At 56.4% G+C, this 21,489-nt stretch carries 24 protein-coding genes; 7 read left to right on the forward strand and 17 right to left on the reverse strand.

The window, feature by feature from the left end; all coding sequences use genetic code 11:
* Positions 1-8 precede the first annotated feature (8 nt).
* From C8K58_RS32330 to C8K58_RS32335, 3 genes are all read left to right on the forward strand, one after another.
* Positions 9-476 (forward strand): hypothetical protein, encoded by a 468-nt coding sequence (locus tag C8K58_RS32330; RefSeq protein ID WP_133822138.1) that lies wholly within the window; start codon positions 9-11, stop codon positions 474-476.
* Positions 476-1,693: a DNA phosphorothioation-associated DGQHR protein 1 gene (locus tag C8K58_RS21830; RefSeq protein ID WP_108574285.1), complete on the forward strand. Its 1,218-nt coding sequence runs from the start codon at positions 476-478 to the stop codon at positions 1,691-1,693. The genes C8K58_RS32330 and C8K58_RS21830 overlap by 1 nt, the downstream gene beginning before the upstream one ends.
* Positions 1,694-1,852: 159 nt before the next feature.
* Positions 1,853-2,299, forward strand: coding sequence for a hypothetical protein (locus C8K58_RS32335; RefSeq protein WP_133822139.1), 447 nt, complete (start codon positions 1,853-1,855; stop codon positions 2,297-2,299).
* 183 nt (positions 2,300-2,482) lie between these two features.
* Here the strand turns inward: C8K58_RS32335 and mobH are convergent, their stop codons facing one another.
* Positions 2,483-4,207 carry a MobH family relaxase gene (gene mobH / locus C8K58_RS21840; RefSeq protein WP_108574287.1) on the reverse strand — a complete coding sequence of 575 codons (1,725 nt, stop codon included), beginning with the start codon at positions 4,205-4,207 and terminating at the stop codon, positions 2,483-2,485.
* A gap of 222 nt (positions 4,208-4,429) precedes the next feature.
* Between mobH and C8K58_RS21845 the strand changes: the two genes are divergently transcribed.
* On the forward strand, positions 4,430-4,627 hold the full coding sequence (locus C8K58_RS21845; RefSeq protein WP_007901093.1) for a hypothetical protein: 198 nt from the start codon (positions 4,430-4,432) through the stop codon (positions 4,625-4,627).
* A gap of 129 nt (positions 4,628-4,756) precedes the next feature.
* On the opposite strand, the gene C8K58_RS21850 is transcribed toward C8K58_RS21845, so the two are convergent.
* Together C8K58_RS21850 and C8K58_RS21855 are read right to left on the reverse strand one after the other, a co-directional pair.
* Positions 4,757-5,719, reverse strand: a complete 963-nt coding sequence (locus C8K58_RS21850) for an ArdC family protein (protein WP_108574312.1) — start codon at positions 5,717-5,719, stop codon at positions 4,757-4,759.
* A gap of 131 nt (positions 5,720-5,850) precedes the next feature.
* Positions 5,851-6,180, reverse strand: a complete 330-nt coding sequence (locus tag C8K58_RS21855) for a hypothetical protein (RefSeq protein ID WP_108574288.1) — start codon at positions 6,178-6,180, stop codon at positions 5,851-5,853.
* Positions 6,181-6,635: 455 nt separating this feature from the next.
* Here C8K58_RS21855 and C8K58_RS21860 point away from each other — a divergent pair, with 455 nt between their 5' ends.
* Positions 6,636-7,001, forward strand: a complete 366-nt coding sequence (locus C8K58_RS21860; RefSeq protein ID WP_108574289.1) for a DUF3742 family protein — start codon at positions 6,636-6,638, stop codon at positions 6,999-7,001.
* Between the two features lie 8 nt (positions 7,002-7,009).
* Here the strand turns inward: C8K58_RS21860 and C8K58_RS21865 are convergent, their stop codons facing one another.
* The 5 genes from C8K58_RS21865 to C8K58_RS21885 form a co-directional block, all read right to left on the reverse strand.
* Positions 7,010-8,566: a conjugal transfer protein TraG N-terminal domain-containing protein gene (locus tag C8K58_RS21865; RefSeq protein WP_108574290.1), complete on the reverse strand. Its 1,557-nt coding sequence runs from the start codon at positions 8,564-8,566 to the stop codon at positions 7,010-7,012.
* Positions 8,567-8,576: 10 nt separating this feature from the next.
* Positions 8,577-8,885, reverse strand: a complete 309-nt coding sequence (locus C8K58_RS21870) for a hypothetical protein (protein WP_108574291.1) — start codon at positions 8,883-8,885, stop codon at positions 8,577-8,579.
* A complete protein-coding gene (locus tag C8K58_RS21875) occupies positions 8,882-10,234 on the reverse strand; it encodes an integrating conjugative element protein (protein WP_108574313.1) in 1,353 nt (450 codons plus the stop codon). Before C8K58_RS21875 ends, C8K58_RS21870 begins: the two co-directional genes overlap by 4 nt.
* Positions 10,235-10,266: 32 nt before the next feature.
* Positions 10,267-11,223: a TIGR03756 family integrating conjugative element protein gene (locus C8K58_RS21880; protein WP_108574292.1), complete on the reverse strand. Its 957-nt coding sequence runs from the start codon at positions 11,221-11,223 to the stop codon at positions 10,267-10,269.
* A 108-nt stretch (positions 11,224-11,331) separates the two neighbouring features.
* Positions 11,332-11,586, reverse strand: coding sequence for a helix-turn-helix domain-containing protein (locus tag C8K58_RS21885; protein WP_108574293.1), 255 nt, complete (start codon positions 11,584-11,586; stop codon positions 11,332-11,334).
* Positions 11,587-11,755: 169 nt separating this feature from the next.
* On the opposite strand from C8K58_RS21885, the gene C8K58_RS21890 reads away from it, so the two are divergent.
* Positions 11,756-12,013, forward strand: coding sequence for a LasR-specific antiactivator QslA (locus tag C8K58_RS21890; protein WP_108574294.1), 258 nt, complete (start codon positions 11,756-11,758; stop codon positions 12,011-12,013).
* A gap of 41 nt (positions 12,014-12,054) precedes the next feature.
* Here C8K58_RS21890 and C8K58_RS21895 read toward each other — a convergent pair whose 3' ends face one another.
* Genes C8K58_RS21895 through C8K58_RS21935 form a run of 9 tightly spaced genes read right to left on the reverse strand, consistent with a single transcriptional unit; the run spans position 12,055 to position 19,519 of the window.
* Entirely contained in the window at positions 12,055-14,808 is a 2,754-nt protein-coding gene (locus C8K58_RS21895) for a conjugative transfer ATPase (RefSeq protein WP_108574295.1), read from the reverse strand.
* Entirely contained in the window at positions 14,808-15,224 is a 417-nt protein-coding gene (locus tag C8K58_RS21900) for a TIGR03751 family conjugal transfer lipoprotein (RefSeq protein WP_108574296.1), read from the reverse strand. The genes C8K58_RS21895 and C8K58_RS21900 overlap by 1 nt, the downstream gene beginning before the upstream one ends.
* Positions 15,187-16,704, reverse strand: a complete 1,518-nt coding sequence (locus C8K58_RS21905) for a TIGR03752 family integrating conjugative element protein (protein ID WP_108574297.1) — start codon at positions 16,702-16,704, stop codon at positions 15,187-15,189. The genes C8K58_RS21900 and C8K58_RS21905 overlap by 38 nt, the downstream gene beginning before the upstream one ends.
* Positions 16,694-17,506, reverse strand: a complete 813-nt coding sequence (locus C8K58_RS21910) for a TIGR03749 family integrating conjugative element protein (RefSeq protein ID WP_108574298.1) — start codon at positions 17,504-17,506, stop codon at positions 16,694-16,696. Before C8K58_RS21910 ends, C8K58_RS21905 begins: the two co-directional genes overlap by 11 nt.
* Positions 17,503-18,144 carry a PFL_4703 family integrating conjugative element protein gene (locus tag C8K58_RS21915; protein ID WP_108574299.1) on the reverse strand — a complete coding sequence of 214 codons (642 nt, stop codon included), beginning with the start codon at positions 18,142-18,144 and terminating at the stop codon, positions 17,503-17,505. The genes C8K58_RS21910 and C8K58_RS21915 overlap by 4 nt, the downstream gene beginning before the upstream one ends.
* Positions 18,141-18,554: a TIGR03750 family conjugal transfer protein gene (locus C8K58_RS21920; RefSeq protein WP_108574300.1), complete on the reverse strand. Its 414-nt coding sequence runs from the start codon at positions 18,552-18,554 to the stop codon at positions 18,141-18,143. Before C8K58_RS21920 ends, C8K58_RS21915 begins: the two co-directional genes overlap by 4 nt.
* 7 nt (positions 18,555-18,561) lie before the next feature.
* A complete protein-coding gene (locus C8K58_RS21925; protein WP_101270206.1) occupies positions 18,562-18,933 on the reverse strand; it encodes a TIGR03745 family integrating conjugative element membrane protein in 372 nt (123 codons plus the stop codon).
* Positions 18,934-18,950: 17 nt separating this feature from the next.
* Positions 18,951-19,190, reverse strand: a complete 240-nt coding sequence (locus C8K58_RS21930; protein ID WP_108574301.1) for a TIGR03758 family integrating conjugative element protein — start codon at positions 19,188-19,190, stop codon at positions 18,951-18,953.
* Positions 19,187-19,519, reverse strand: coding sequence for an RAQPRD family integrative conjugative element protein (locus tag C8K58_RS21935; protein ID WP_108574302.1), 333 nt, complete (start codon positions 19,517-19,519; stop codon positions 19,187-19,189). Before C8K58_RS21935 ends, C8K58_RS21930 begins: the two co-directional genes overlap by 4 nt.
* A 136-nt stretch (positions 19,520-19,655) precedes the next feature.
* Here C8K58_RS21935 and C8K58_RS21940 point away from each other — a divergent pair, with 136 nt between their 5' ends.
* Positions 19,656-21,410, forward strand: a complete 1,755-nt coding sequence (locus tag C8K58_RS21940) for a hypothetical protein (RefSeq protein ID WP_108574314.1) — start codon at positions 19,656-19,658, stop codon at positions 21,408-21,410.
* The last annotated feature ends 79 nt before the right edge of the window (positions 21,411-21,489 follow it).

Raw genomic sequence — 21,489 nt, forward strand, 5'->3', positions numbered from 1 at the left:
GAGAGGACGTGTCGCGCACAGAAAAACGCAAGGTGAGTGGCAATGAGCGGAAAACAGTACTGCTTTATTTCGCGATCGCACTTTTTGCCATTGGCGGCATTGGGGTCTATTTTCCATTGGTGATGGAGAAGCCAATAAGTTCAGAGTCGTTATCGACTTACGCTCTCGCAATGTTATCCCCGTTTGTTGCTGATATTTTCCTCCCGGAAGATTATTGGAAGAGAATTACGCGACTCCAGAGAATGAAAGTCTGTGCTATGGGTGTTTTTGGCGGTATGTTTGCACTAATAGCGCTTTTTCGTAATGAAAAACCTTACGCTATGGGTTGGGCAATTCTAGGAACTTTGGTTATTTTATATTTAACCTACCGCGTTTGTATCCTTTCGGGTCGATTTCAACCAGAAAATCCACCAATGACTGAAGATGGAGGAGCTAATCCTCTGGCTAGTAAACTCACTGGTGGAGGATTGAACTAATGAATACCACTGAAAAATGCAATATAATTCGCCCCGCAATTCGTGTTGAACAACCGTTAGGAACATTTTACGCCTTTTCCCTGCGCGCGGATATATTGAACCAGATTACTTATTCCCTTCCTGCCGAGATCAGAGGACGGCTGGATCTGGAACAAGCTGACTCAAAGGGAGGGTACTCAATATTTGGCTCGCAGCGTGTTGAAAAAAAGACTCGGCTTCAAGAAATTGCCTCGTTTATCCAAACCACCGATGCGACCTTTCCGAATGCGATTATTCTGGCGGCTAATTATTCGAAAGAGGGGCTGTATGTAGAGGAAGCGTCTCAACAATGGCGGGTGGAAGATCGAGGAGAGGGGTTCTGGTCGCTGTCCATCCCTCAGGGTGCTTTTTCGCAGGCATCGATTATCGATGGCCAGCATAGGCTTCATGCGTTTGAGCATCTTCCGGATGACGCACCTCAGCGCGAAATGGAATTACTTTGTGTTGTCTTTCTAGAGTTGCCTACGCCGTTCCATGCTTACGTTTTCGCGACTATAAATTTTAACCAAAAGAAAGTGGATAGAGGGTTGGCATATGAATTGTTTGGGTTCGATGTCGATGAGCGGCCCGTAAGTCTTTGGTCTCCGGAAACGCTAGCGGTATATTTGACTCGACTTCTGAATACTGATGCCGCATCGCCTTTTTATGAGTCGGTTTTTTCGACTGCAGATACTAAAGAATTACTTGCTACTAAAAAAGATGCACGTGGATCAGTTAGTGTATCGATTGCTACTGTTGTGGATGGAATTCTTCGCCTCATTTCTAAAAATCCTCAAGAAGACAGAAATACCGTCCGGAAGGCGGACAATACAAACTTAGGTAGAAAAGCTCTAGTTGGTTATGCGGATTTGCCTTTAAGAACTCTCTACCTTGAGGGGAATGACAAAGGGATATATGAAATAGTGTTCAATTTCTTTCACGCAGTCTCCAACACTATCTGGCAGCATACCGGAGAAGGATCATACCTACGAAAAACTGTAGGTGTGCAGGCGTTTTTTGATGTCTTGCGGATACTGACAGTTAAGCGACCTATTTCGGCCGAAAGCTTTTCAATTGAATCTCTCAGTAAGTTGTTAGAGAAAAGCGCGGGAATGGATTCCAACGGTGATAAATATCAGGCGTCGGGTATTGGGCGCTCTGAGATACGCAGAGAGTTGATTGACACTCTCGGGCTATAGGCTAGTAATCAGGACCTGGAGGAGCGCAACTTGCTCCTCCAGGCAATCAGTCCTTACCTAGTCTGTCGCGCCACTGACCGATAGCGAACTTGCGAAAACAAATTAGCTTGATAGCCGAACTATGGAATATAAACGCAATATCTAAGTGTTGGAGGGAGCATGGTAGCGAAACTACATGAGCGTGGAGGGTTCAACTATAAGGGTGAACGTTGCTTTTTTGATGGGCGCTGGCTTTGGACCTGGTATTTTCGCCCGGCCGGCTGCGAGCTCTTCGTGCAATATCATCTCCCAGGCGGTGTTAAAACTCGCAAAGCTGACGTCGAATTTTTTATCGATCAAGGCGAAACTGCTACTTCGTACTACGAAGAAACACTTGCAAAGCAAGGTGACGTTGCTGCTGCGAAGGATGCGCTAGCTGTTGCCAAGGCACAATACGAGCGCACACGGCAGCCTGATTACGACCCCGGGGGACGGACGAATAATCCAGGCAAGGTTTCTAGGGTTATTAAGGCCAACTTTAGATTGGTTCCAGATGCAGAGGCGAGACTCCAATACGCACAAAAAATTGCGGCGGTCCTGGCTATTGGAAATAAGCGTTGTTCGTGAAGTTTTTTTTGCCATTTATTTCAGTAATACTGATTTGAAATTAATATGCATTTCCTAGGACGACAGGTGGACGCTAATAGGAGCTACATGCGTTCCGTTTATCCTGAATTTTTCCTTTGTCGTTATTACGATTTGTTCTGCACCAACTACTAACGGCGCTAGCCTTGCGACGTCTGCGTTTTGCTACTCTGCGTTTAGCACGAGAAAAGGATTATCGGTAGGTACAGTTTTGAAAATTAGCTCTGGTTTTCTTATTAGATAACCTTTGAGTTTCGCCTTCTTACGGGGGCCTTGGATCTGGCAGGTCCATATGTTTAGACCATTCTCACGCTTTTTGTGTACCTTCAGTTTCTCAAACTGCTTCTGCACCCAGCGCCAATCTTCAATTTCTTGATCGGCCCCCTGTGAGATGCCAGGAAACTCCCGAACATAGCGCTGGAAGAGACCTGGGGTTACCAGAAACACAGTGCCATCCACCGTGTGGACCTTCGCCCTGCTGTCGTTGATGATCAGATTGTGGCTTTGGATGCCTGCCTTGACCCAATTTAGGAAAACCTGACCAGGGTTGTCCGAAGTGGGATTTGATATTTCGAGAGCATTTTGTGACGTTGTATCACGCACGTCGGTTTCACCAATTTCGAACATATCCAGCAATGTTCCGAGGTAGTCGGCATCCTCCATCGCCATAGGATCTTCCAGCGATTGGTTTTGATGCGATCCTGTTCCGCCTGCCTTGGGGGCTGGTGCAGGTATCGGTGCGTCAGTCGGGTGGTCATCGACTGCAATGCTCACCGTTCCGCTGAAAGCTTCCGGGCGGTCTTCGTTCCCCCAGATTAGCGCCGGTTGAATGCGCAAAAACGTAAAGTTCTGCTGCCAGCTTCCCTGCGCAACGAGCGCGGTCCAGATGGCTTTGCCTTCCGGGGTAGTTTCGACCAGCCCATGCGATTGCAGTTCGTCGAACACGGCGATATTGGACGAGGGGATGCCCTCAATCGATTGCGACAGTAGATAGGCTCGCAGCTTGTCCGTGACCGTCTTGCTGACCAGCCACAGGGCGTCCTCAGTCAACCAACCTGCGGCACCCGGCTGGTTGAGTTTCAGTTCGTGCTGAACCAGATGACGCAGTCCGCTGATCAAGTGGTGTTGCAGCGAATGAATCGGCGCTTGCAGTGCCTTGCTTGGATTGCCGCCGATGTTCTGCGCGGTGGAAACACGGTCGGCCTGCTTCACCAACTCTCCGAGCACGCCGGCACGTTCGTACTGACCGGACAGGACATACAGCAAACTGGCCCACAGGGACGGAAATCCACAGAGCCAATCGAGGATCGGACGGTCGAGAATCTGGGTGTAGAGCAAACCTGCCGCGGCGCCGTGCAGGTAATAGTCGCGACCTTTGACATAGCGAAAACGATAGGGCTGATCCAGAGGGCCCTGCCAAGGATGCCAAACACGGCCATCCTGGCGTTCGACCAGCAGGTCCACGGCGATCTTGCCGATGTCATGTAGCAGGGCGCCATAGGCGATGCCAGCCGACCAGGCATCGGTCTGGGCGGCTTGGTCTTCGGGTGCGGCGCCGGTCGGAAGCAGATAAGACTGACGCAGTTTCAAACTACAAGCGACCAGCTCCAGCCCATGGTCGAGCATGCCGCCGAGATATGCATGGTGGTGCGTCTCGCTGGCTGGGAGTTGCTGGACCTGTTCAGCGTAGCGATGGATCGGATTTAAATAGAGCTGGATGAACTGCGCGTGGGAGAGGGCGGTGTACTGCCAGATGCGATCGAGCAACTGGCGTCGGTGCTCCACTGCTAACAAGCTGCAGGCCGATTCTATGGGCAGGTAACTTTCGGCGACGCTCACGGTCGGTGGCAGGGGGAGCTTCTGCCTTTTGTGGCGAAACAGACAGAGCATCGTGACCTCCGGGAAGTGACTCGGTCAGTGGCCTTTTAGCCTTTTCGGATAGAGCTTTTACCCTTGAGTCCCTATTCCCTTCCAACCCTTAACCGTCCTTTTGGCTCGTGTCCCTTTGTGCGGCAATCTGAATATCGATACTGCTACACATCGTTTTGTTGGGACCTGGTACGGAAGAGAAAAGAGTCTGTACACTGCGGGGCATCTTTTTTGGGGCTTGCCATGAACCTCACTGACGCCACGCTCGTGCTGCTGCTCGCGGCACGTATCCATGGGACCGACGAAGCCGTCCGGGCCTCGGCGAAGAGCGTGGTCAAGAAGTTGCCGCGCAGTAAGCGTGATCTGATCTACAAGGTAATCGATAGCCGAAGTCCGCTCGAGCTGGTGGATTTTCTGGCGCAGAACCTGGATGCGGAATGACAGGCTGCGGGTGTGCGCCCATCCCTGCCCCGTTGCATCAGAGCCTCGCGGCATGGGTTTTCTGGGTGTCAGAAAAAGGGCCCAACTTGCGTTGGGCCCTGTGATGCGATTGCAGCGGTGAGATAACTATCAAACTCCATCGTTCATGCATCGTGAGTCATCCATTACCATCTGCTTCAGTTGCTGCTCCAGGTTGAGCACATACTCCGACGCGCTTCGGGCGTAACCACTGGCGCGAAAGATCGCGCGTTTGTCAGCCTTGAGCAGTCTGAGCCAGGAGTCGATGTAGCCCTCGTGCCGCAGCTCCCCCTGTATACCGGCGTAGGCACATAAAAACGCAGCGCCCATCTCGGCGATCAACTCCTCAAAGGCATAGCCTGGCGAGTCGAACAGACAAGTTGAAGTCACGCCTTCGCGCTGCAACCGAGCGTGATGCCCGGTCCAGTGCGTCAGCTCGTGCAGTGCGGTGGCGTAGTACCCGCTTTCATCGTGAAATTGTGCCTTTGTCGGCAGTTGGATGAGATCCCTGGACGGGTGGTAAAAGGCTTCGTCGGCAGGCCGATGAACGATGCGTGCACCTGAACTTAACAGCAGATTTTCCGCGGTGCTGTTGGGCTGGAAGGGATCACTCGGCTCCGTCTCGAGCAGGGTGTCATTGAGCATTTCGAGCCCTTCCGTTTGCTCGATGTTGAACAGAAAATGCGTCCTGAGAATACCGAAGTGAGCGACCTTGGGCTGACCATGTTCATCAAGTACGGGTTGGCCTGACTCGGTCTGTTCCTCGCGCTCCATCGGCTTGTAGAGCACCGCCAGGGTGCTGTGCTCACCCTTACGGATGTGCCCACCCGCTTTTTTGGCTTGATTGAAGGTCAGCCAACGATCTTGAGTGAAACCCTGCAACCTGGCCTCGGCCCACAGCAAAGGTAAATTGATACCCGAATAGGGACGATGCGTGATGGCATTGATGGGGAAGGGTTGATGACGACTGACGTCAACTGAGCCACTTGAGGACCAGGGTTTGATCCAGGGGGTAACGCCTTGGTTCAAAGCTTTAACGATCTTGTCTGTCACGTCTTGGTAGATATCTCGCATGGCATTTTCCTCGAGAGAAAAACGGAGGAACGCCGTGCCCGTCGGGGAGGGTTCCCCGGTTGGGTGATTTACCGGATTGATGCAGGTCTTGCATGCCGTTCGAATGTGGAGGTGGGCGCCGCCCATTGCGATTAGCGCTGGTGTTCTCCTGCAAGCGCTATCAGCAAGGCGCCAGGCTGACCCGGTTCTTGGAGTAGGCTCAGACTCAATTGCAGCAACGGATCGTGGTATAAGTGATCGGTTGGTTCAATGTGGATTATCTCGAACAGCACGTAGGGCTTGTTTGGATAGGCCAGATGGGCTTCGAAGGCTGCGCGCAGTACGTGGCTCAACCGATCGACCTGCAGCTTCTCAGCGTGATCGGATTGCTCGAGCAGTACTGCGCGTTGCCACGCGCCAGGGGTGAACACGATGGGCAACCGAAGGGTGTTCAGTGTTTGCGGTGTAAGTGAGTTGGGCATGGTATGTCTCCGTTGAAACGCGAAGAAACCTGTCCCGTGCGGGGGAAAGATTTCCCCGCAGTGGGCTGAAGAAAATCAAGAGGGCTTACCTCACGAGCAAAGCTCGAAAAGCGCTCAGAAGAGCAGTAGGCGTTCATCACCGTAGAAACGGTCACCGTGCGAGCCACCGAACGCTAATCGCACTTGGGGGGAACCATCACCGAAGTGATGTAGCCTTGAAGGTTCTGGCTACCTGGGAAAGTGCTGTTGATAACAGCGATCCGTACCTTGTAATTAACCGGACGATTTGTATGAGTCAATGACTGTAGAGACGCTATTTCACGGGTCTTGTCTTCTGGCTTCTAATGAAGATTTTTCGGCCAGAAAAACTGATAAGCGGTCAGGCCCGGGCCGTTTTCAGTAGTAGGCTGTTACTCTTGTCTCAACCATGAAAGCGCTCAGAAGAGGGCGAGACCATGCCGACTCAGCAGCCTGTTCAGAGATCACGTGCCCACCGCTGGGCGTATGGCTGTGGTCTGTTGGTGAAGAGTGGTTACCGTAAGTTGAAAGCGATTGAATCCCGCGTGGTTGAGCGTGCGGAAACGGCAGGTATACCTGCAGGTAAATTACTTGTTCGCGGGAGCTTTCTAACTGCCAAGTTTGCTCTGCTTGGAGCATTTCTTTTTGTTAGCTTCTGGTTGTTTGTGCTGATGTGCACAATCGTCGTATTAGCCGCTATCCAAATTCAAGATTCAGACACTCCAGGTATAAACGATCTCGATGATCCAACGCATAGAACGTCTTGGCCTGAGCGGTACGATAAATGGGGTTCTCTGAAGTAGCCTCTTGGTTATTTTGAGCTCGATTTACCCGAAACAATTCTTGCACCGCTCATCAACTGAGAGGTTCCGTTAGAACTCGCTGTCTGTGCTGCGTGGGTTCCCCTGCTGAGCATTCCTTCTACGCCTGAACCTACGCTATATCCGGCCCAACTCATGGCACCTAGAAACAGCATCGGCAGCACGATGAACATCGCCCCCATCACATACTCGATCACCTGTGCCGTGACGGTTCCATCCATGAAACCGGATGTGGGCAGCGACAACAGCACCTGATTGGAAGCCGAAACCTGGTTGTACAGGGTATCGAGCATGCTGGAGTCGACCCATCGGGCCAACTCCCACCAAAAACTCAACATGTGCAGCGTGAACAGCGCGAACGTCACCGTCATGACGGTCTTCAGCTGGTAGGTACTGACCAGCAGAATCAGCGGCAAGCTGATGATGACGCCCATGATGAGGAAGGCCTGCACCATCGGCAGAGCGGCACGTAGCGCATTCATCGCCGGGAAGTTGCTGAAGGAACCCAGTGCCAGCCCGGTATTGGTGGCCAGGTTATTGAGCCCCTGATTGATCGAGCCTCCTCGGGCACTGGAGCCATAATCCTGGTACACCTGTCCGGGCGACATGGACATCGATTGCTGGCGCGGACTGACCAGTTCGCGCAGGGTGGCATCCTCGATCTCGTTGCTCGAACGGCCAGTCAACCAACCTTTCAGTTGAGTCAGCAGCGAGGGATCAATCTGCTGGATCAACCGCTCGCGCAATCCAACACCGCTGTCGCTCCACCATTGCTTGCAGGTGGGGTAGCCCGCGCCGTTCTCTAGCTGCGGCAAGGAGACATCGCGGCGTTCGTCATACGGCCAGCTGACTCGCGGTGTGCGTGAACGATCCGTGTCGTAGTAGCCGGGGGTGTCGAGAAAATAGCTTGAACCAATCCACGCTGCGTCATGACTTTGTGCCTTGTCCAACTGCGGACGGTTGGTGAATAGCCGAGAACGGGAATAGCCATAGCAGTCGCGGGTGAAGTCGGCGACTTCCTGCAGCAGGACCTGACTATCGATGCGCGAGCTGTCGATCTCCATGCGCATCTGCCGGATATCCGGTGTACAGGGGATGGAGGCGGTGGTCGCCGCGGTCACACCTTTGCTCAAGGCATGCACCAGAAACCACCAGATCGGCACGTTCGCGGAGCGTTCGCCGATGGTATTGAAGGTCGTCCCCCAGGCGGTTTCCGTCGGTTTGGCCACACTCACACCGCAGCGCTGGCTCGCCGCATCATCGAACGCCATTGATGAGAGGCTCAACGGAAACACAGGCGCGCAACCGAACAAGACGACGATGTAGGCCAGCCACAAACGGTTCTCTATCCGTGGCACCGAGAGCAGCCCCTTGTTACCTTCGTCCGCGCCTTGCTGACGGGCCGACAACCATTCTTGCAAGATGATTGCACCAAAGGGCGCGGCGAACAGCCCGGTGTCGGACAGGACACTCCAGAGGCCGTTGTTGATGACCCAGGCCAGCAGGGAGAGGTAAAACTCCAGGTAGCTGTTGGTGCTCATGATCATGGGGGTGACCTCAAAGTCGGGTGAGCTCGACGCAGGTAAAGAGCATGAGCCCTAATGTCCCGATGCGTTTCACGCGCAGTCGGTCCTTGGGTCGATGTCGGTAGCGCTGAAGCAGATCCCACCAGAGCGCAAAGAGGACGCCGTAGAGCAGGGTACGCCACCCCCGCAGATAGGGTCGTACGGATTCGAATGCCTGCTGCCAGGCCTCGAAACTTACCAACGCAGTGCGGCCGATCCAGGCGACCAGTGCGGCGGTCAGGATCATCATCGCGGCAATCCCCAGACCTGAAAGCAGAGTGAGTAGCAGTGAGCGTTTCATGGCTCACTTGGCCTAGCGTCAGCTTCATTGAGTCGGCCCGGCTCAGGGTCGCCTTGCTCGACGGTACGCGAAGCATCGGCACCACCCGCATGTCGATCGAGCACCAGGCTGGCGGTATTGGTGGCGAGCATCTGCCGGACCTGCAGCTCGGTTTGCAGCAGGCGAATTTCTCGCTCCAGTGTGTCGATGTTTTTCGTCAAGGCGACCTGTGCCGGCTCGGCGGAGGCGATGTTCGGTTCGTGACTGCCTGCCAGCAGGGTGCGCAGTAGTAGGAGCGCCTTATCGAGTACGCTGGACAGGGCCGTCTCGCTGGCCAGGCGTCGCGCCAGCAGATCCTGATCGGGATCGTCGCGCAAGGCTTCGATCACGCCACGGGTCACCGGCAGCATTGGGCTCGAGGCTTTCGCCAGATTGTCTGAAGTAGGCGGCAGAGAGCCGGATAGCAACCCTTGCAGGGCCTTGAGGCGTTCGCTGTAGGCCTCCTGGATCAGTGGCGTCAATCCGCTGCCCGCGGTCACCCTTAGGGTTTCGCAGCTATCGCAGGTCGCGACTTCGCTCTCCCCCAGCACGCGAACGGCCCATTCGGATTCCTCTTGAGGCGAGGTCCATGTCTGGCAAATAGCCCCACCCAGGCAATCGCTGCTACTGATCGAGGCACTGTCATCCACCGACCGGTTATGCAGTAGGTTATAACCCGCACGCACCACGTCGGCGGTCACCCGAATGGGTGTCTGCCCCTCACCACCCGCCTTCGAACCGCCGACCCAGGACAGCCCATTGTTGCCGTTCCGGACCTCGGTGTTTCTCACCGCCGCCACCGCATCACCGCCGGTTTGTTCCAGATTACCCTGCATCTCTTGGTTCTTGGCCAGCGCGCCCCAGCCGGCCTGACCGACCTTGTCGGCCATTTTCTCGGCCATGGCCTGGCAGGTCAGCTTGGAGCGGTCGAAGTCGATACGCCCCTGCATCACCCCATTACTGAGTAACTCATAGAGGCCGGGGTTGGCGCGCTGGATGATCAATGCCGGCAGCGACATCACCGCTTGGGTCGCGTTCTGCACGATGCTGCCCATGATCTGCTGGAAACCTTCGGTGACGCCGTTCAGCTGGTTTTGCAGGGTATTAGTGAGACTCATGTTTCCGCACATCATGTTTGCTCGCCAGGATCCGCCGACACCGATACCACTGGGTCGGTAGAGCGAGCTCGGTGAGCCCACTGCCGAGCCGCCACCGATGGTGTACATCACTCGGTCGTCGAGCACTTCGCCCTGAGTGCCCAGACGGTAATCGCCTTCGGCGGCGTGGGCATGCATGGCCATGACAAGCAGTCCAAAGAACAACAGGCTCATCGCGCCCAAGCATGGTCGTGCGAGAAGCCGACTCACGAAGCACCTCCTTCAAAGTCGATGCTGAACAGAAAGGTCTGCCCCTCACGTTTGCAGCAGCTATAGGGACGCCACAGCGACCAGGCGTAGCCACCATCCGCGCTCTCTACCGGATCGCTTGGGAAGATGGCGCACGTGGACTGAACTTGGGGGTAGAGCAATTGCCATGTGTGGGTCGAAACGTCGTTTTCAACGATCGGGCCAGGTGGCCAGTAGCCGTCGCGTTTGGCGGGCGTGAGTGGTAAGTACGCATGCGGCTGCCAGTTGCGGGTCATCACATCGCCGGCCCGTTGCGCCATGACTGCGGCGGCTTTGAAGTCATCGGATTGCACTAGAAAGCCCTGCCGGGGATAAACGTTGCCCCACATATTTCCCGAGGCCTGACGACCAATTTCACGTATCCCCGGCATGAGCGATTCGGGGTAGGCACTTTCCGGTATGCCATGGCGCCAGGCCAGTGAGTCCAGGGTGCTCAGGTAGTAGGGCATGAACGCAGTCGCGCCGCTGGCGCAGGCGTAGCCGGATTGCGAAGCCAGTTGCGTGGCGATCCAGCCACCGGGGTGGCCAATGCCATCGACGTTCTTGAAGCGGGGCAGGTTGTCGCGGCGGGTGTTCGGCGTGATCAGGTTGCCGCCACCCTCCGCGCCGCTGATGGGAGCAGAGAGGGCAGCCATCTCGGTCCAGGGGTTGTTACCGGTGGTGGCGTAGCTCGAGACCACCAGTTCCGGAATGAAATGACGAACCTTGGTCGAGGTTTTGACCTTGCATCCGAAGGGCGTGCAGAGCAGCCAGAAACAAATACCGACGACCCTGTATGCGAGGCAATTTGGCGAAAGCACAGAGGAGGTGATGCTGCCGGTATCCAGCGCCATGCTTGGGCCGCACGCCAGCAGGATGCTCAGCGCCAAGGGCCGAAGCTTTGGGGGCGTGATTGACGAGCAGACAGCAGGCATGATCCAGGCTCAATAAGGTAAATGGCCAGGTCAGGTTCGGTTTCGGGCGGAAGACTGTCAGTAGAAAAAATGAAGGTGGGTGTGTCGACTTTGTGAGACGTGAGACTATTATTTGACGTGAAGGGCGTTGCGCAGGAGATCGGGTTCCGTAAGCAACTGATCTGTAGTGATTTCGAGAATATTGGCGAGTTTGCACAGGACCAACAGCGACGGATTGCCCGTGCATCGTTCGATTTGACTGACGTAGGTGCGATCCACCTCGGCCATGAGCGCCAGTTGCTCTTGGGTCAGGTTTTTCAGGCGCCGCATCCAGCGGATGTTTTCCGACAGATGCAGACGAAGCTGTTCGTAGTCTTGAGTCATGCGCGCAAATTGCGCCTTGAGGGACTCTCAATCCACGGGATATAGTCTACATTGGCATTCAGCTAGGCCATTTGGTGTTCAGGCCTGTTATCGAGCGTTCATTTGGTGTCGTTAAGCTTTTCGAGTTTGGATTCCACGTCTAACAATAAATCAGACATCTAGGGTGTTTATGGACGAAAACTACATTTCAATTCCGGCGGCGGATGGTTGCCCAAGTCTTCTGACGCCTTGGGGCAGCGAATTTTCCCCGATGATCGAACGTGGCGTGCAATGCGCCCAGGCTTGGCTGGATACGCCCGGCGAGACTCCACTGTGGTGGGCGCTGGCGCAAACCCGCAAGACATTTCCTGTCGGCGACTGCCAAGATGCTTTTGAAGCCGGATTCTTGTTGAGGATTCAGCAGCGGCTTCGAGGCGCATCACAATAACCTGTCGCTCGTTTTAGAGCGCGATGCTTGAATAAATTCCCCTATGTGGGTTCTATTTCTCGCGCTCTATCGATCCGTTCAGCTACGCGGTGAGCCGCCTCCAACTCTGAACAGCTGTTCTCCTGCATCAGTGTCCAGCGCTCGGCTTTTTCCTCGGGCTCCGTCATGGCTAGGGCGAGATAAAGACTAGGCGGTACAGCCCGAAACAGCGTTTCGAGCTTCTTCGACAGCACGACTCCCTCAGTGTACTTACCCGGCTCCTTACTGGCGGAGAGCAATAAGGTCTTTTGCGCCGGCGTGAGCTTCTTGAAGCGTGCGATTTCCTCGATCTCCGCGGGCGGCATGTTCAAACAAATCCACCATTCGATCATGTTGAGCATGGTCTGCGCAGCAGTGGGAAAGTCGGCAAGGTTTTGCGTCGCCATCCAGAACCAGGCACCGAGCTTGCGCCACATCTTCGTGCCCTTGACCACGAATGGCGCCAGCAGCGGATTTTTGGTGATGATATGGCCCTCGTCGGTGACCATGATGATCGTGCGCCCCAAATACTGATCGCGCTCGGCGAGGTTGTTCACGGTGTTCATCAGGCTGATGTAGCTGATGGACATCTGGGCTTCGTAACCTTCGCGAGCGTAAGTGGCCAGATCGACAATGGTCACATCGCTCTCGGGCCAAGGCGTGCCCTCGCGATCAAATAGTTCGCCCTCGAAACCCTGGCAAAACAGGTCGATGGACTCGCCCATTTCCTGGGCACGCTCACGACGCTTCTCCGGCAAGTGCGGGTCAGCGGCGACGCGCAGCAAGGCGTCGCGCACGTTGCGGGTCAGTACCTGGCGGTTGGTGGCGACGCAGATTTGTGCCGCATCAAGAATGCATTCGCGGATCAAGCTGCGATCGGCTCGGCTCAGGCGCGCCTCTTCCTTGGCCTCGCCACCGGTGATCATCAGCCGAGCGGTGATTTCCAGTTCGCCGAGAACATCGCGCTGGTCTTCGCGACTGGTTACCACCTCATCGTCCCACTCATCGATCGACAGATTTGCCACCTGATCCGGCTGCTCGACCAGGCGCCAAGCATCGGCGAACGGCGCAAGACTGACCGAGGCGCCAGGTTTCAATTGGACCTTGTTGACCGACAGACCCTGTGTCGCGAAGTAGTCGCCCTGCAAGCCGAATGAGTTACCGGCCTCGACGATAAACAGGCGAGGGCGGTACACCGCCATGACCTGCATCAGCAGGGTGACCAGGGTGGCCGACTTGCCGGCGCCGGTGGGACCGAACAACAGTAGATGGCCGTTCATGGCCCGGTCTAGACGTGACAACGGATCAAAACTCAAGGGCGAGCCACCACGATTGAACAAGGTGATGCCCGGGTGGCCGGTACCGGTGTTGCGGCCCCACACCGGAACCAGATTCGCCAGGTGCTGGGCAAACATCAGGCGGGTATACCAATTGCGTGTGTCGCGAGATGGGTTATAGGTCATTGGCAACCAACGCAGGTAGCTGTTGCAGGCGGCGACCTCATCGCCTTCACGTACTGGTTGCAGCCCCGCGCCCAACAGCGCGTTGACCAGGCTGACCGAGCGCTGGTGCAATTGCTGTTCGTCGCGACCGTGCAGGTAGAACGCCAGGGTGCCGCGGTACAGCTTGTGCTGGCGGCCGATGATCGCGCGGGCTTCTTCGACATCCTGACGGGTCTGGGTCGAGGCCAGGTTTTCACCGATGGCTTTGCGCGCCAGGCGGTTCAAATGATCCTCGAGCACATCTTGGGGTTTGACCACCAAGGTCAGACTCATCACCGTCCCTTCGGGTAACTGGTCGAACAGGGCATTCACCGCGTCGCCCTTGCGGATTTCGCCAGTGAGTTGGCCAATCGACGGTGCGCGCCGCAGCTTGTCCACCACCATCACCCGATGGGGCTGATCGTCGAAAAACCAGAGTCCGCGCTGCACATTCGAACGCGGTTCGTTGAAGAACAGCCGCTCGGCGAAGTCATGATCGAAGGGCAGTTCCAGCGACTCATCGTCGCCCGACTCCGGATAGGCCACGTGGCGGTAGAAGTCCTCAGGCTCTTCATCGCTAAGTTTGGGGGCCGGATTGAACCAGGGCAATAACCAGGCATACAGACCTGGGCCATCGACTCGTATCGATTGCACTCCGCACGCCTGCAACGAAGCCGCGATACGCTCGCAAGTCTGTTGCAGGGATTGCACCGGGGTGAGTCCCGTTTCCTCAGCGCCAGACTCCAGCCAGCGATAGACAACCAGGCGCACCCGCCGGTTGTTACCGCGCCACGGCAGGCGCGTGACTGCCTTGTCCTCGAACAGTCCTCCTGGCTTGGCGATGGCCTTCAGGTGTCGGCGAGTAAGTTCCAAGTACGTGTCGGTGAAAACCGTGCCTCGCGCGCGGTCCTGAATATAGCCCGTGAGCCGGGTCAGATAGGGAGTGAAGTCGTTGTCGTCCTGGCAGAAAAACTGCGCCACCCAAGGCGCTTGATCCAGCTCGTCAAAGCTATCCTGCAGGGCATCCTCAAGGGCATCGCGGGCCGCCATCAGCCAATCGGGTTCGCGCCCTTCAGTGCCGATGGGCAGTATCTCGAACACCGCACCCACCGAGCGATTGTCATCGAGCAGAAAACACTGCTCGGTGTCGAGGTACTCGACCCACGGCAGGTGATCGGTGAAGCTGGGGTTGCGCGCGTACAGTGCGGCTTCATCGGCCAAGGTGGCGCGAGGGCGCAATGGGCTGCGCCAGGCTTTCCACGCGGGAGTGCGCTTGCCCGAATCGCCGGTACGCACTACAAGTCTTCCTGACGTTCACCCGGCAATGCGTACTGCACCTGTTGGTAGAACGGAAAGACGGTCGAGTAACCCGGGACCGGTGCCTGCTCGGTACCACTCAGATGCGGATACACGTACAGCACCAGATCGGGATTGGGCAGGCGAGGGAACAAATTGTGGATCTCGTTCGCCGCGGTGCGCGTGTACGGTTCCTGGAGAGCCACGGAGAAATCTGCCTGGGCCAGCGGGCGGCGCAACTGCTTCCGAGCATCCAGCAGTTGCTGCTGAGTGCCTTGCGAACCGGCACCGTTCCAGATGTCCAGCATGGTTTGCTCGCCATGGGGCAGAAGCGTCTCCTTTTCGGTGGAACACCCCGTCAGGATCCAGCAGAGCACGCTAATCCAGGTCAGGCAGCGAAACATGGTCTTTCTCATGGCGAACGCTCCGGCCCTTGGGCTCGTAGTCAATGGTGATCTCATGGTCGAGGTGCAGGGCGACTTGGGCGGCAGGTGGCACGTACACAGCAGCAAACGCCTCGCCATACAGCTTGTTGACCCACTCGCGAATATCGCTGACCCCACCACTGAGAATTGAATTCAGTGCGCTATTGCCACTGTTGCTGGTGACACCGAGGGTACTGCCGCCCGAACTGATCACACTGCTGTTGTTCTGCTCATCCCCGAGCAAGGCGGCGACACCCGCGCCGGCCGCCGTGATCAGGCTCTGGCTGCCGAGGTATTGCTGGGCGTTCGAGCGGCGCTCGCCAGCGATGCAAGGAATGCCATACGGATCGGACAGGTAACCGAGTCCACCACGGATCTTGTCGGTGTTTGAGCTCTGGGTGGTGGAGGCATTGCGGCTGGCCACCGCCTTCGGCTGAGGCACCGTGCGGATGGTGCCGTCTATGAATACAAAGGTGATCGACTCGACCTGTCCGCGCACGCAAGACAGGGTCCAGTCACCGGAGGCTGTGCCGCTCATCACGGCTCCTGCGACGTCCGGCAGGTCGATGCCGTTGGCAGTCAGGTTCTCCGGACCGACCAGCACCTTGAAGGGATAGGGATCATTCACGGTGCCGTCCACTGGGACTCGGCCGATCAGCGCGGTCATGGCGACCGAGCCCATCAATGTCGCGTTTTCGGGAATGGTGTAGACCGGCTTCGCGCCTTCGGTACGATCAGCGGATCGTGTCAGGTCACGCTCACCCTGGGTGACTGCACGTAGCTGTTTCTGGCTGCGATCAATCGCGTTATCTTTCAAGCCCTCCAGTGAGTTGAAGGCGGTAGGCAGACTCAGTGCGGGGGATGTCTTGGTTTTGCTTCGGGCGTCGGTGGGCGGAGCATCTGAGGGCTCAATCCACTGCAGTGCATCATTGGCAGAATACTGCCCTTCGAACTGAGCACCGTCGCCCGGCTCAAGCCCCAATCCGATCGGCATATCCTTGCCTTTGCCGGTTAGCCCCGACAACTGTTCCTGCAATTGCGTCAGCAGACCGCGAGCCTGGCGACTGTCTTGTTCCGCTTTGAGCCGAACCTCATTGGCTTGTCGGCGACCTTCATCGACCTGTTGAGTCACGCTGCCAAGCGCGGTCTGGATGCGCGAATCAACACTGTTTTCTCGCTCGCGCAGGCGGTTGTTTTCCGTCTGCAGCGAATCGTTGTGTTTCTTCAAACCGAGCATGTCGCTGCGCATGGCTTTCACCTGGCCGACCAGGGTGGCGACCGTGTCGCGTGGGGTATCACCCGCAATGCCGAGCGACTTGGCTTGCTCGACGGATAACTGAAGGTTGCCCTGATCAACCGGGTGCTCTGGAGAGGGCGTGCTGCCACCCACGACCCAGGGTTTCAGGATGATCAACACTACGGCCAGTAGCGCAGCCGGTACCAACCATTTGAGCAAGGCGTTAGCTTTCATCGTCAGCACCTCGCGCAACGGGCGGGAGCAGCATGGCGTGTTCGAGGCCGGCACCGCGAGTGACGAGGTAGGCGATCGTGGTGTCTTCTGCACTGCCGACCGGCCCGAGAAAAGCATGCTGGAAGGCCGCTGCGAACAGAATGGCCTGAAGCCGACGCGGATCGAGTGGCACCGTCGCTGAACCACGATTGCGCAACTTCACCGCCGTCACCCAATAATCACCGAGTCGCCAGGCGGCGATGGGTGTGCTGGCCACGTTTTCGGTCGGCAGCAGGTTTGGCAGTTCGGTGCGCAGCTTGAGCGGGACGCGGCGTACACCGGGCAGGGACTCCACGGTGCGCAACGGCGCGTACAGGCTCTGTGCGGCGTAGCGCGTCAACGCGACCGGGATCGGCGTGCGTTCTGGAACAGGGGCGGTGCTCGATTCAGTCTCGGTAGCTTGCACCAGAGCATTCTTGAGAATACGCACGGGCTCCAACGGTTGATCGCCAGGCGTGGCCGCGATGTCCAGGAGGATGATCTCGCCCGTCGCGACCGATTGCAGTTGCAGTCGGGACGGTGCAATGGCTTCCGACGCGCGCAGGTATAGCGTGCCGCCGGTTGATTGCACGCGCAGCTTGCCGGTCAGGGTTGAGGGCACGCCGACTCGAACATCCTCATCGACAAAGACCACCCGCTCTTGATTGATCACCAGTGGGACCGCGAGGGGGAGGCGTTCCCAGTGCATCAGCTCGACGGCCTGCGCTGCAGCTCCCCATAGCATCAGTGCGACGGTGAGTCCCAGGGTAGAAATCCGCTTCATGGCTCAACTCCAGGCAGGGAGATTTTTTGCGGAGTGCCCTGATAACAATCCAGTGCCAGCCCCCACTTATTGCGTTCGGGGTCCAGATCAAAACGCACCACGCGTAATGGATAACGCACCACCACCCGTTTCACCGGTTCTGCGGCGTAATACTCATCGGCGTTGAGGTCGAGCTTGACCAGCCAGCTGTCGCGATCGAGTTGCTTGACCCTGAGTTCCGGATCTTCGCTGTAGCCTCGGCCCAGAATTTCGTAGACGCCACGCACCCGCTGGCGCAGTTCGCCGGCGGCCTTGCGGTACTCGTAGTCGCCATCGAGGAAGGCCTTGCAGGCGGGTGTCAGGTAGGACTGCAAGCTATAGATGGCGCGGCGATAGTCCTGCTCTCCATCTGAGGGCCAGCGGTTGAGCTGACCAAAGATGTACAGGGCAAAGGCATACACATTCTCTGAGGGGATATCCCACCACTTGCGCGTGCTGCCCGAGCGCAGATCCGGTGGTACATGCACGGTCAGATCGGTCGGTGCCGAGCGCCAGCCGTACCAGAGCCCGGCACAGGCCAGGGCAAGGATCATTACCGCCAGACGCAGGCTGAAGATATGGGCCTGTTGGGCGTCCACCTTGTTCCGAAATCGACTCATGGTTGCCACCGGGACAGGGCAGGGCGCAGTCGACACGAACGGCGAACCGTCCAGGCGCCAGAGTGGAGAATCAAACTGCCGCGCCCCAGGCGCCAACGGCTGGCGAGTATCCATTCGAGTTTGCGGTACAGCCAGGTCTCGGGGCGAGCCCGTTTGGCCCGACGCAGTAGCGTGCCACCGGCAAATAGCACCACCGCCATGCCTGCGATCATGCTGGTTGGCGCCACGGCAATGGAGGCGGTGGCGATCGCCAGAGGAACGCCCAGCAGCAGGCCAATGACGGCGCCGGTGCCGAGCGCTACCCACATCTCATCATTGGTCAAACCACGCAATACGGCGGGATCATGATTGAGTCGCTCCGGCAGAAAGACCAAGGTGCCGTCGGCAAGGCGTTCGATAGTGTCGTTCATGTCGACCTCACAGAATCGCGGCGGCCTTGGTAAGGAACCAGATGATGATCACCACCAGCAGGGCTCCAATGCCGACTACGGCGCCGAGGTCTTTCCAAGTCTTGCGCTGGTTCTGCACATCTGCATACACCGTCAGCGAATGCCAGGCCACCCCTAAAAAAGCGAGCAGGGCGATCAGCAGACCGAGCAGGATGCCGCCGTCGTAGGCGTAGTTTTTGATCGTCTCGATCAACCCGGAACCTTCGCCACGCGAAGGGGCTTCCATGGTGGGAAGTTCGGCAAAAGCCAGGCTTGGACCGAGCACCAACAACAGACCGATCAGGCGCTGACTGGCGCGATCACGTAGGTTATTTTTTAGGGGGACAAGGTACTTGAGCATGATGGTGATCTCCGGTGTTAGGACAGGGTGAAGAACATCAAAATCAGCAAGGTGAGCAGCACGCGCGCGGCGCTGCCACCGAAGGCTCCAAATCGCACACTGCCGGCTGCCCAACCCCGGTAAGCCGTCCACATCACCCAGGCACACCAAAGCAGAGCCAAGACGACAACCAATGACAGCCACAGCGTCGAACTGCTTTGCGCAGAAAAGCCGGAGGCGTTATGGAAGGCAGCGATCTGAGTGTCAGTCATGCTCATGGCGAGGGTTCCCCAGGCGCAGTGTCAAGGCGGTAATCACCAACCAGTTCACTGGGATCTCGGGGTTGAGCGCGAGATGGGGATAGATAGCCCTGAACGCCTTGACGAATGCGTTGGAGGTCCTGAATCAGACGGGGATAGTCGAAGCGATAACGCTCTTTGGACTCAGGTCTGCTGACTGCCTCAGCTTGCGTTGCAAGGCGTTCGATGGTGTCGAGTTGCCGCTGGAAAAGGCTGAGTTGATCCTGCTCATGAGCCGAGGCGGCATAGCTGCTGCTGTGAACGATAGCCAGCGAGAGTAGTAAGCAGCGAAAGACGGTAGTCGGCATGATGCTGTCCCATATGGAGCTGGGAGCAGAATCAAGTCAAAGATCGAATTGTTCCGTAAGAAACCTGAGGCGTGATCAGTCGCTTTTTCATGGAGTGGGCTGATAGGCTGTTTGCGACAATCAAGGAGAAGGGATGATGTTTGATTACGTAGGAACGTTTCCAATTCCAGCCGAATTACTGCCGCAGCGGTTGCGCGATCTTCTAGAGCCTGTTGGCACGGATCCGATGCTGAAGGTAGAAGTGAGCAGTTTCACGGAAACCGATTACGGGCCGAACAGCGAGACGGTACACATGTTGATGGCGGTCGTTCCTGACACTGGAGAGGGAGCGCAACCTCTTCTCCATAGCGACCAAGGGGTTGTAGCTTACGGTGTTCCAGACGTGCGTGAAAAAGGCAGCCAGCGGGATTTCAAACCTGATGTGTGTGGATATGACTACATTGTCGCCTCCTGGAGTAATAGTTCCTTCTACACATACAGCCTCGCTGAGAAGGTTTGGATGGCGCTGGGTCTCACCCCGCGTTGCATTGGTAATGAACAGCAGAAAATGATTTACGACGATTTGGGGCTGCCGGAGTTTGCAGTTGCTGAGGGCGAGGTCTCGGGTCAGTATCATTACAAGGCATCCCGAAATATCCGTTGGTTCATGTCTAACGAATACCTGAGAAAGTACCTGTGGCTACGAGGAGCACGTGGTGTTCGGCAGTTCTATTATCAGTCTCTGCTACAAGACTCTCCACAATTACGCGCCATGATGCATGGGGAAAAGTCTATTACCTTTGGCGAGCCAGAGGATTGGTTCGATGTTGATCTTCGGGAAGACGGTGGCGATTTGCTGTTGCAAGTTTGGGCAACGGTCGAATCGGTTTCATGCGTGCTCTGCCCAGGGCAGACTGCAGAAGGGCTAAATTGGCCGGGCGTACTCGTTGCTGTCACGCGTCAAATCGCCAATGGGATGGTAGATGGTACAAGCGTTTATCTCGACGACTGTTTTCTCGAGCGCTATGAGCAGAGCAGCTTTTATGACAGCACTCCGGTCAACCTATATGGTCACTGGTATTGCAGTCCGTCATATTTAGGCCAATGGCATTTCACGGACTGCCGTAGAGTCGGCCGGAACTTGATCAGGGTGTCAGTGAGGGAGTTGTATAAAGGCAAGCCAGATCGTGAAATATTGCACGCACAAACCTATTCGCTAGATCCTGTCAGGGTGGCTCAGTTCGACCACACCGAAGAACACATCGTTTCCAAGACTGACCGACTCCTAGTCCAGTTGCTGTCTCTGGGGGAAAGCCTATCCCGGTTGGGTGCTATCCTGGGCATTCAGAAGTCGCCTGTCGAGTTAGTCGGCTTCTCGCGCGAAGAGGTAGAGAACAATGGCTGGCTGCACTATCCGCAACTTGCAAAACTAGCTCAAGTCTCACCGTTAGACATGACCCAGCAGGCTTTCTTGGCGAGGTGTAAATCCATTCATGAGATTTGGCAGAAGCTACCCAATGGTTTTCTTAGGCAAGTCCTTCAGGTTGCCGGGGTTCCCAAAGCAAAGATCGCCAATCTTGCAAGCTTGAAACTCTTGGAGGTCTTGCTGAATATCGTAGAGCGCTTGGACGCGCAGGGAGAGGCATCGGATGCATTCAAGTGCGATGAGGACCCAGAAGGCTGGAATGCTAGAAATACGGGGATTGCTATGCTCTTCGTTGCTAACGACCTCCGCATTGCGGATGCCCATGATTCGGTGGGAGAGAGTCTCAATAAAATGCAGGCTCAAGGTTTTGATACTGCGAGTATGCATCAAGGATACGGACGGGCGCTCGACTTTGTCTTGGATGGTGTTATCAACGGGTTTTCGGCAATTAATGGCCCATTGGGTCGAATCTTGGAAAGAGGGTGATGCTGCGTAACGCTCATTTCTATTGTTTTTCGGACGTAAGTTTCGGTGAAGTAGTCTTTTATAAATGGAGGGGCGGTGG

This window comes from Pseudomonas sp. GV047 (assembly GCF_003058245.1).
Taxonomy (GTDB): Bacteria; Pseudomonadota; Gammaproteobacteria; order Pseudomonadales; family Pseudomonadaceae; genus Aquipseudomonas; species Aquipseudomonas marginalis.

Excerpts from the sequence above, each read along its gene's own strand:
- C8K58_RS21830 (WP_108574285.1), top strand. The coding sequence starts at position 476 with ATGAATACCACTGAAAAATGCAATATAATTCGCCCCGCAATTCGTGTT.
- C8K58_RS32335 (WP_133822139.1), top strand. The coding sequence starts at position 1,853 with ATGGTAGCGAAACTACATGAGCGTGGAGGGTTCAACTATAAGGGTGAA.
- mobH (WP_108574287.1), bottom strand. The coding sequence starts at position 4,207 with ATGCTCTGTCTGTTTCGCCACAAAAGGCAGAAGCTCCCCCTGCCACCG.
- C8K58_RS21845 (WP_007901093.1), top strand. The coding sequence starts at position 4,430 with ATGAACCTCACTGACGCCACGCTCGTGCTGCTGCTCGCGGCACGTATC.
- C8K58_RS21850 (WP_108574312.1), bottom strand. The coding sequence starts at position 5,719 with ATGCGAGATATCTACCAAGACGTGACAGACAAGATCGTTAAAGCTTTG.
- C8K58_RS21855 (WP_108574288.1), bottom strand. The coding sequence starts at position 6,180 with ATGCCCAACTCACTTACACCGCAAACACTGAACACCCTTCGGTTGCCC.
- C8K58_RS21860 (WP_108574289.1), top strand. The coding sequence starts at position 6,636 with ATGCCGACTCAGCAGCCTGTTCAGAGATCACGTGCCCACCGCTGGGCG.
- C8K58_RS21865 (WP_108574290.1), bottom strand. The coding sequence starts at position 8,566 with ATGATCATGAGCACCAACAGCTACCTGGAGTTTTACCTCTCCCTGCTG.
- C8K58_RS21870 (WP_108574291.1), bottom strand. The coding sequence starts at position 8,885 with ATGAAACGCTCACTGCTACTCACTCTGCTTTCAGGTCTGGGGATTGCC.
- C8K58_RS21875 (WP_108574313.1), bottom strand. The coding sequence starts at position 10,234 with ATGAGCCTGTTGTTCTTTGGACTGCTTGTCATGGCCATGCATGCCCAC.
- C8K58_RS21880 (WP_108574292.1), bottom strand. The coding sequence starts at position 11,223 with ATGCCTGCTGTCTGCTCGTCAATCACGCCCCCAAAGCTTCGGCCCTTG.
- C8K58_RS21885 (WP_108574293.1), bottom strand. The coding sequence starts at position 11,586 with ATGACTCAAGACTACGAACAGCTTCGTCTGCATCTGTCGGAAAACATC.
- C8K58_RS21890 (WP_108574294.1), top strand. The coding sequence starts at position 11,756 with ATGGACGAAAACTACATTTCAATTCCGGCGGCGGATGGTTGCCCAAGT.
- C8K58_RS21900 (WP_108574296.1), bottom strand. The coding sequence starts at position 15,224 with ATGAGAAAGACCATGTTTCGCTGCCTGACCTGGATTAGCGTGCTCTGC.
- C8K58_RS21905 (WP_108574297.1), bottom strand. The coding sequence starts at position 16,704 with ATGAAAGCTAACGCCTTGCTCAAATGGTTGGTACCGGCTGCGCTACTG.
- C8K58_RS21910 (WP_108574298.1), bottom strand. The coding sequence starts at position 17,506 with ATGAAGCGGATTTCTACCCTGGGACTCACCGTCGCACTGATGCTATGG.
- C8K58_RS21915 (WP_108574299.1), bottom strand. The coding sequence starts at position 18,144 with ATGAGTCGATTTCGGAACAAGGTGGACGCCCAACAGGCCCATATCTTC.
- C8K58_RS21920 (WP_108574300.1), bottom strand. The coding sequence starts at position 18,554 with ATGAACGACACTATCGAACGCCTTGCCGACGGCACCTTGGTCTTTCTG.
- C8K58_RS21925 (WP_101270206.1), bottom strand. The coding sequence starts at position 18,933 with ATGCTCAAGTACCTTGTCCCCCTAAAAAATAACCTACGTGATCGCGCC.
- C8K58_RS21930 (WP_108574301.1), bottom strand. The coding sequence starts at position 19,190 with ATGAGCATGACTGACACTCAGATCGCTGCCTTCCATAACGCCTCCGGC.
- C8K58_RS21935 (WP_108574302.1), bottom strand. The coding sequence starts at position 19,519 with ATGCCGACTACCGTCTTTCGCTGCTTACTACTCTCGCTGGCTATCGTT.
- C8K58_RS21940 (WP_108574314.1), top strand. The coding sequence starts at position 19,656 with ATGTTTGATTACGTAGGAACGTTTCCAATTCCAGCCGAATTACTGCCG.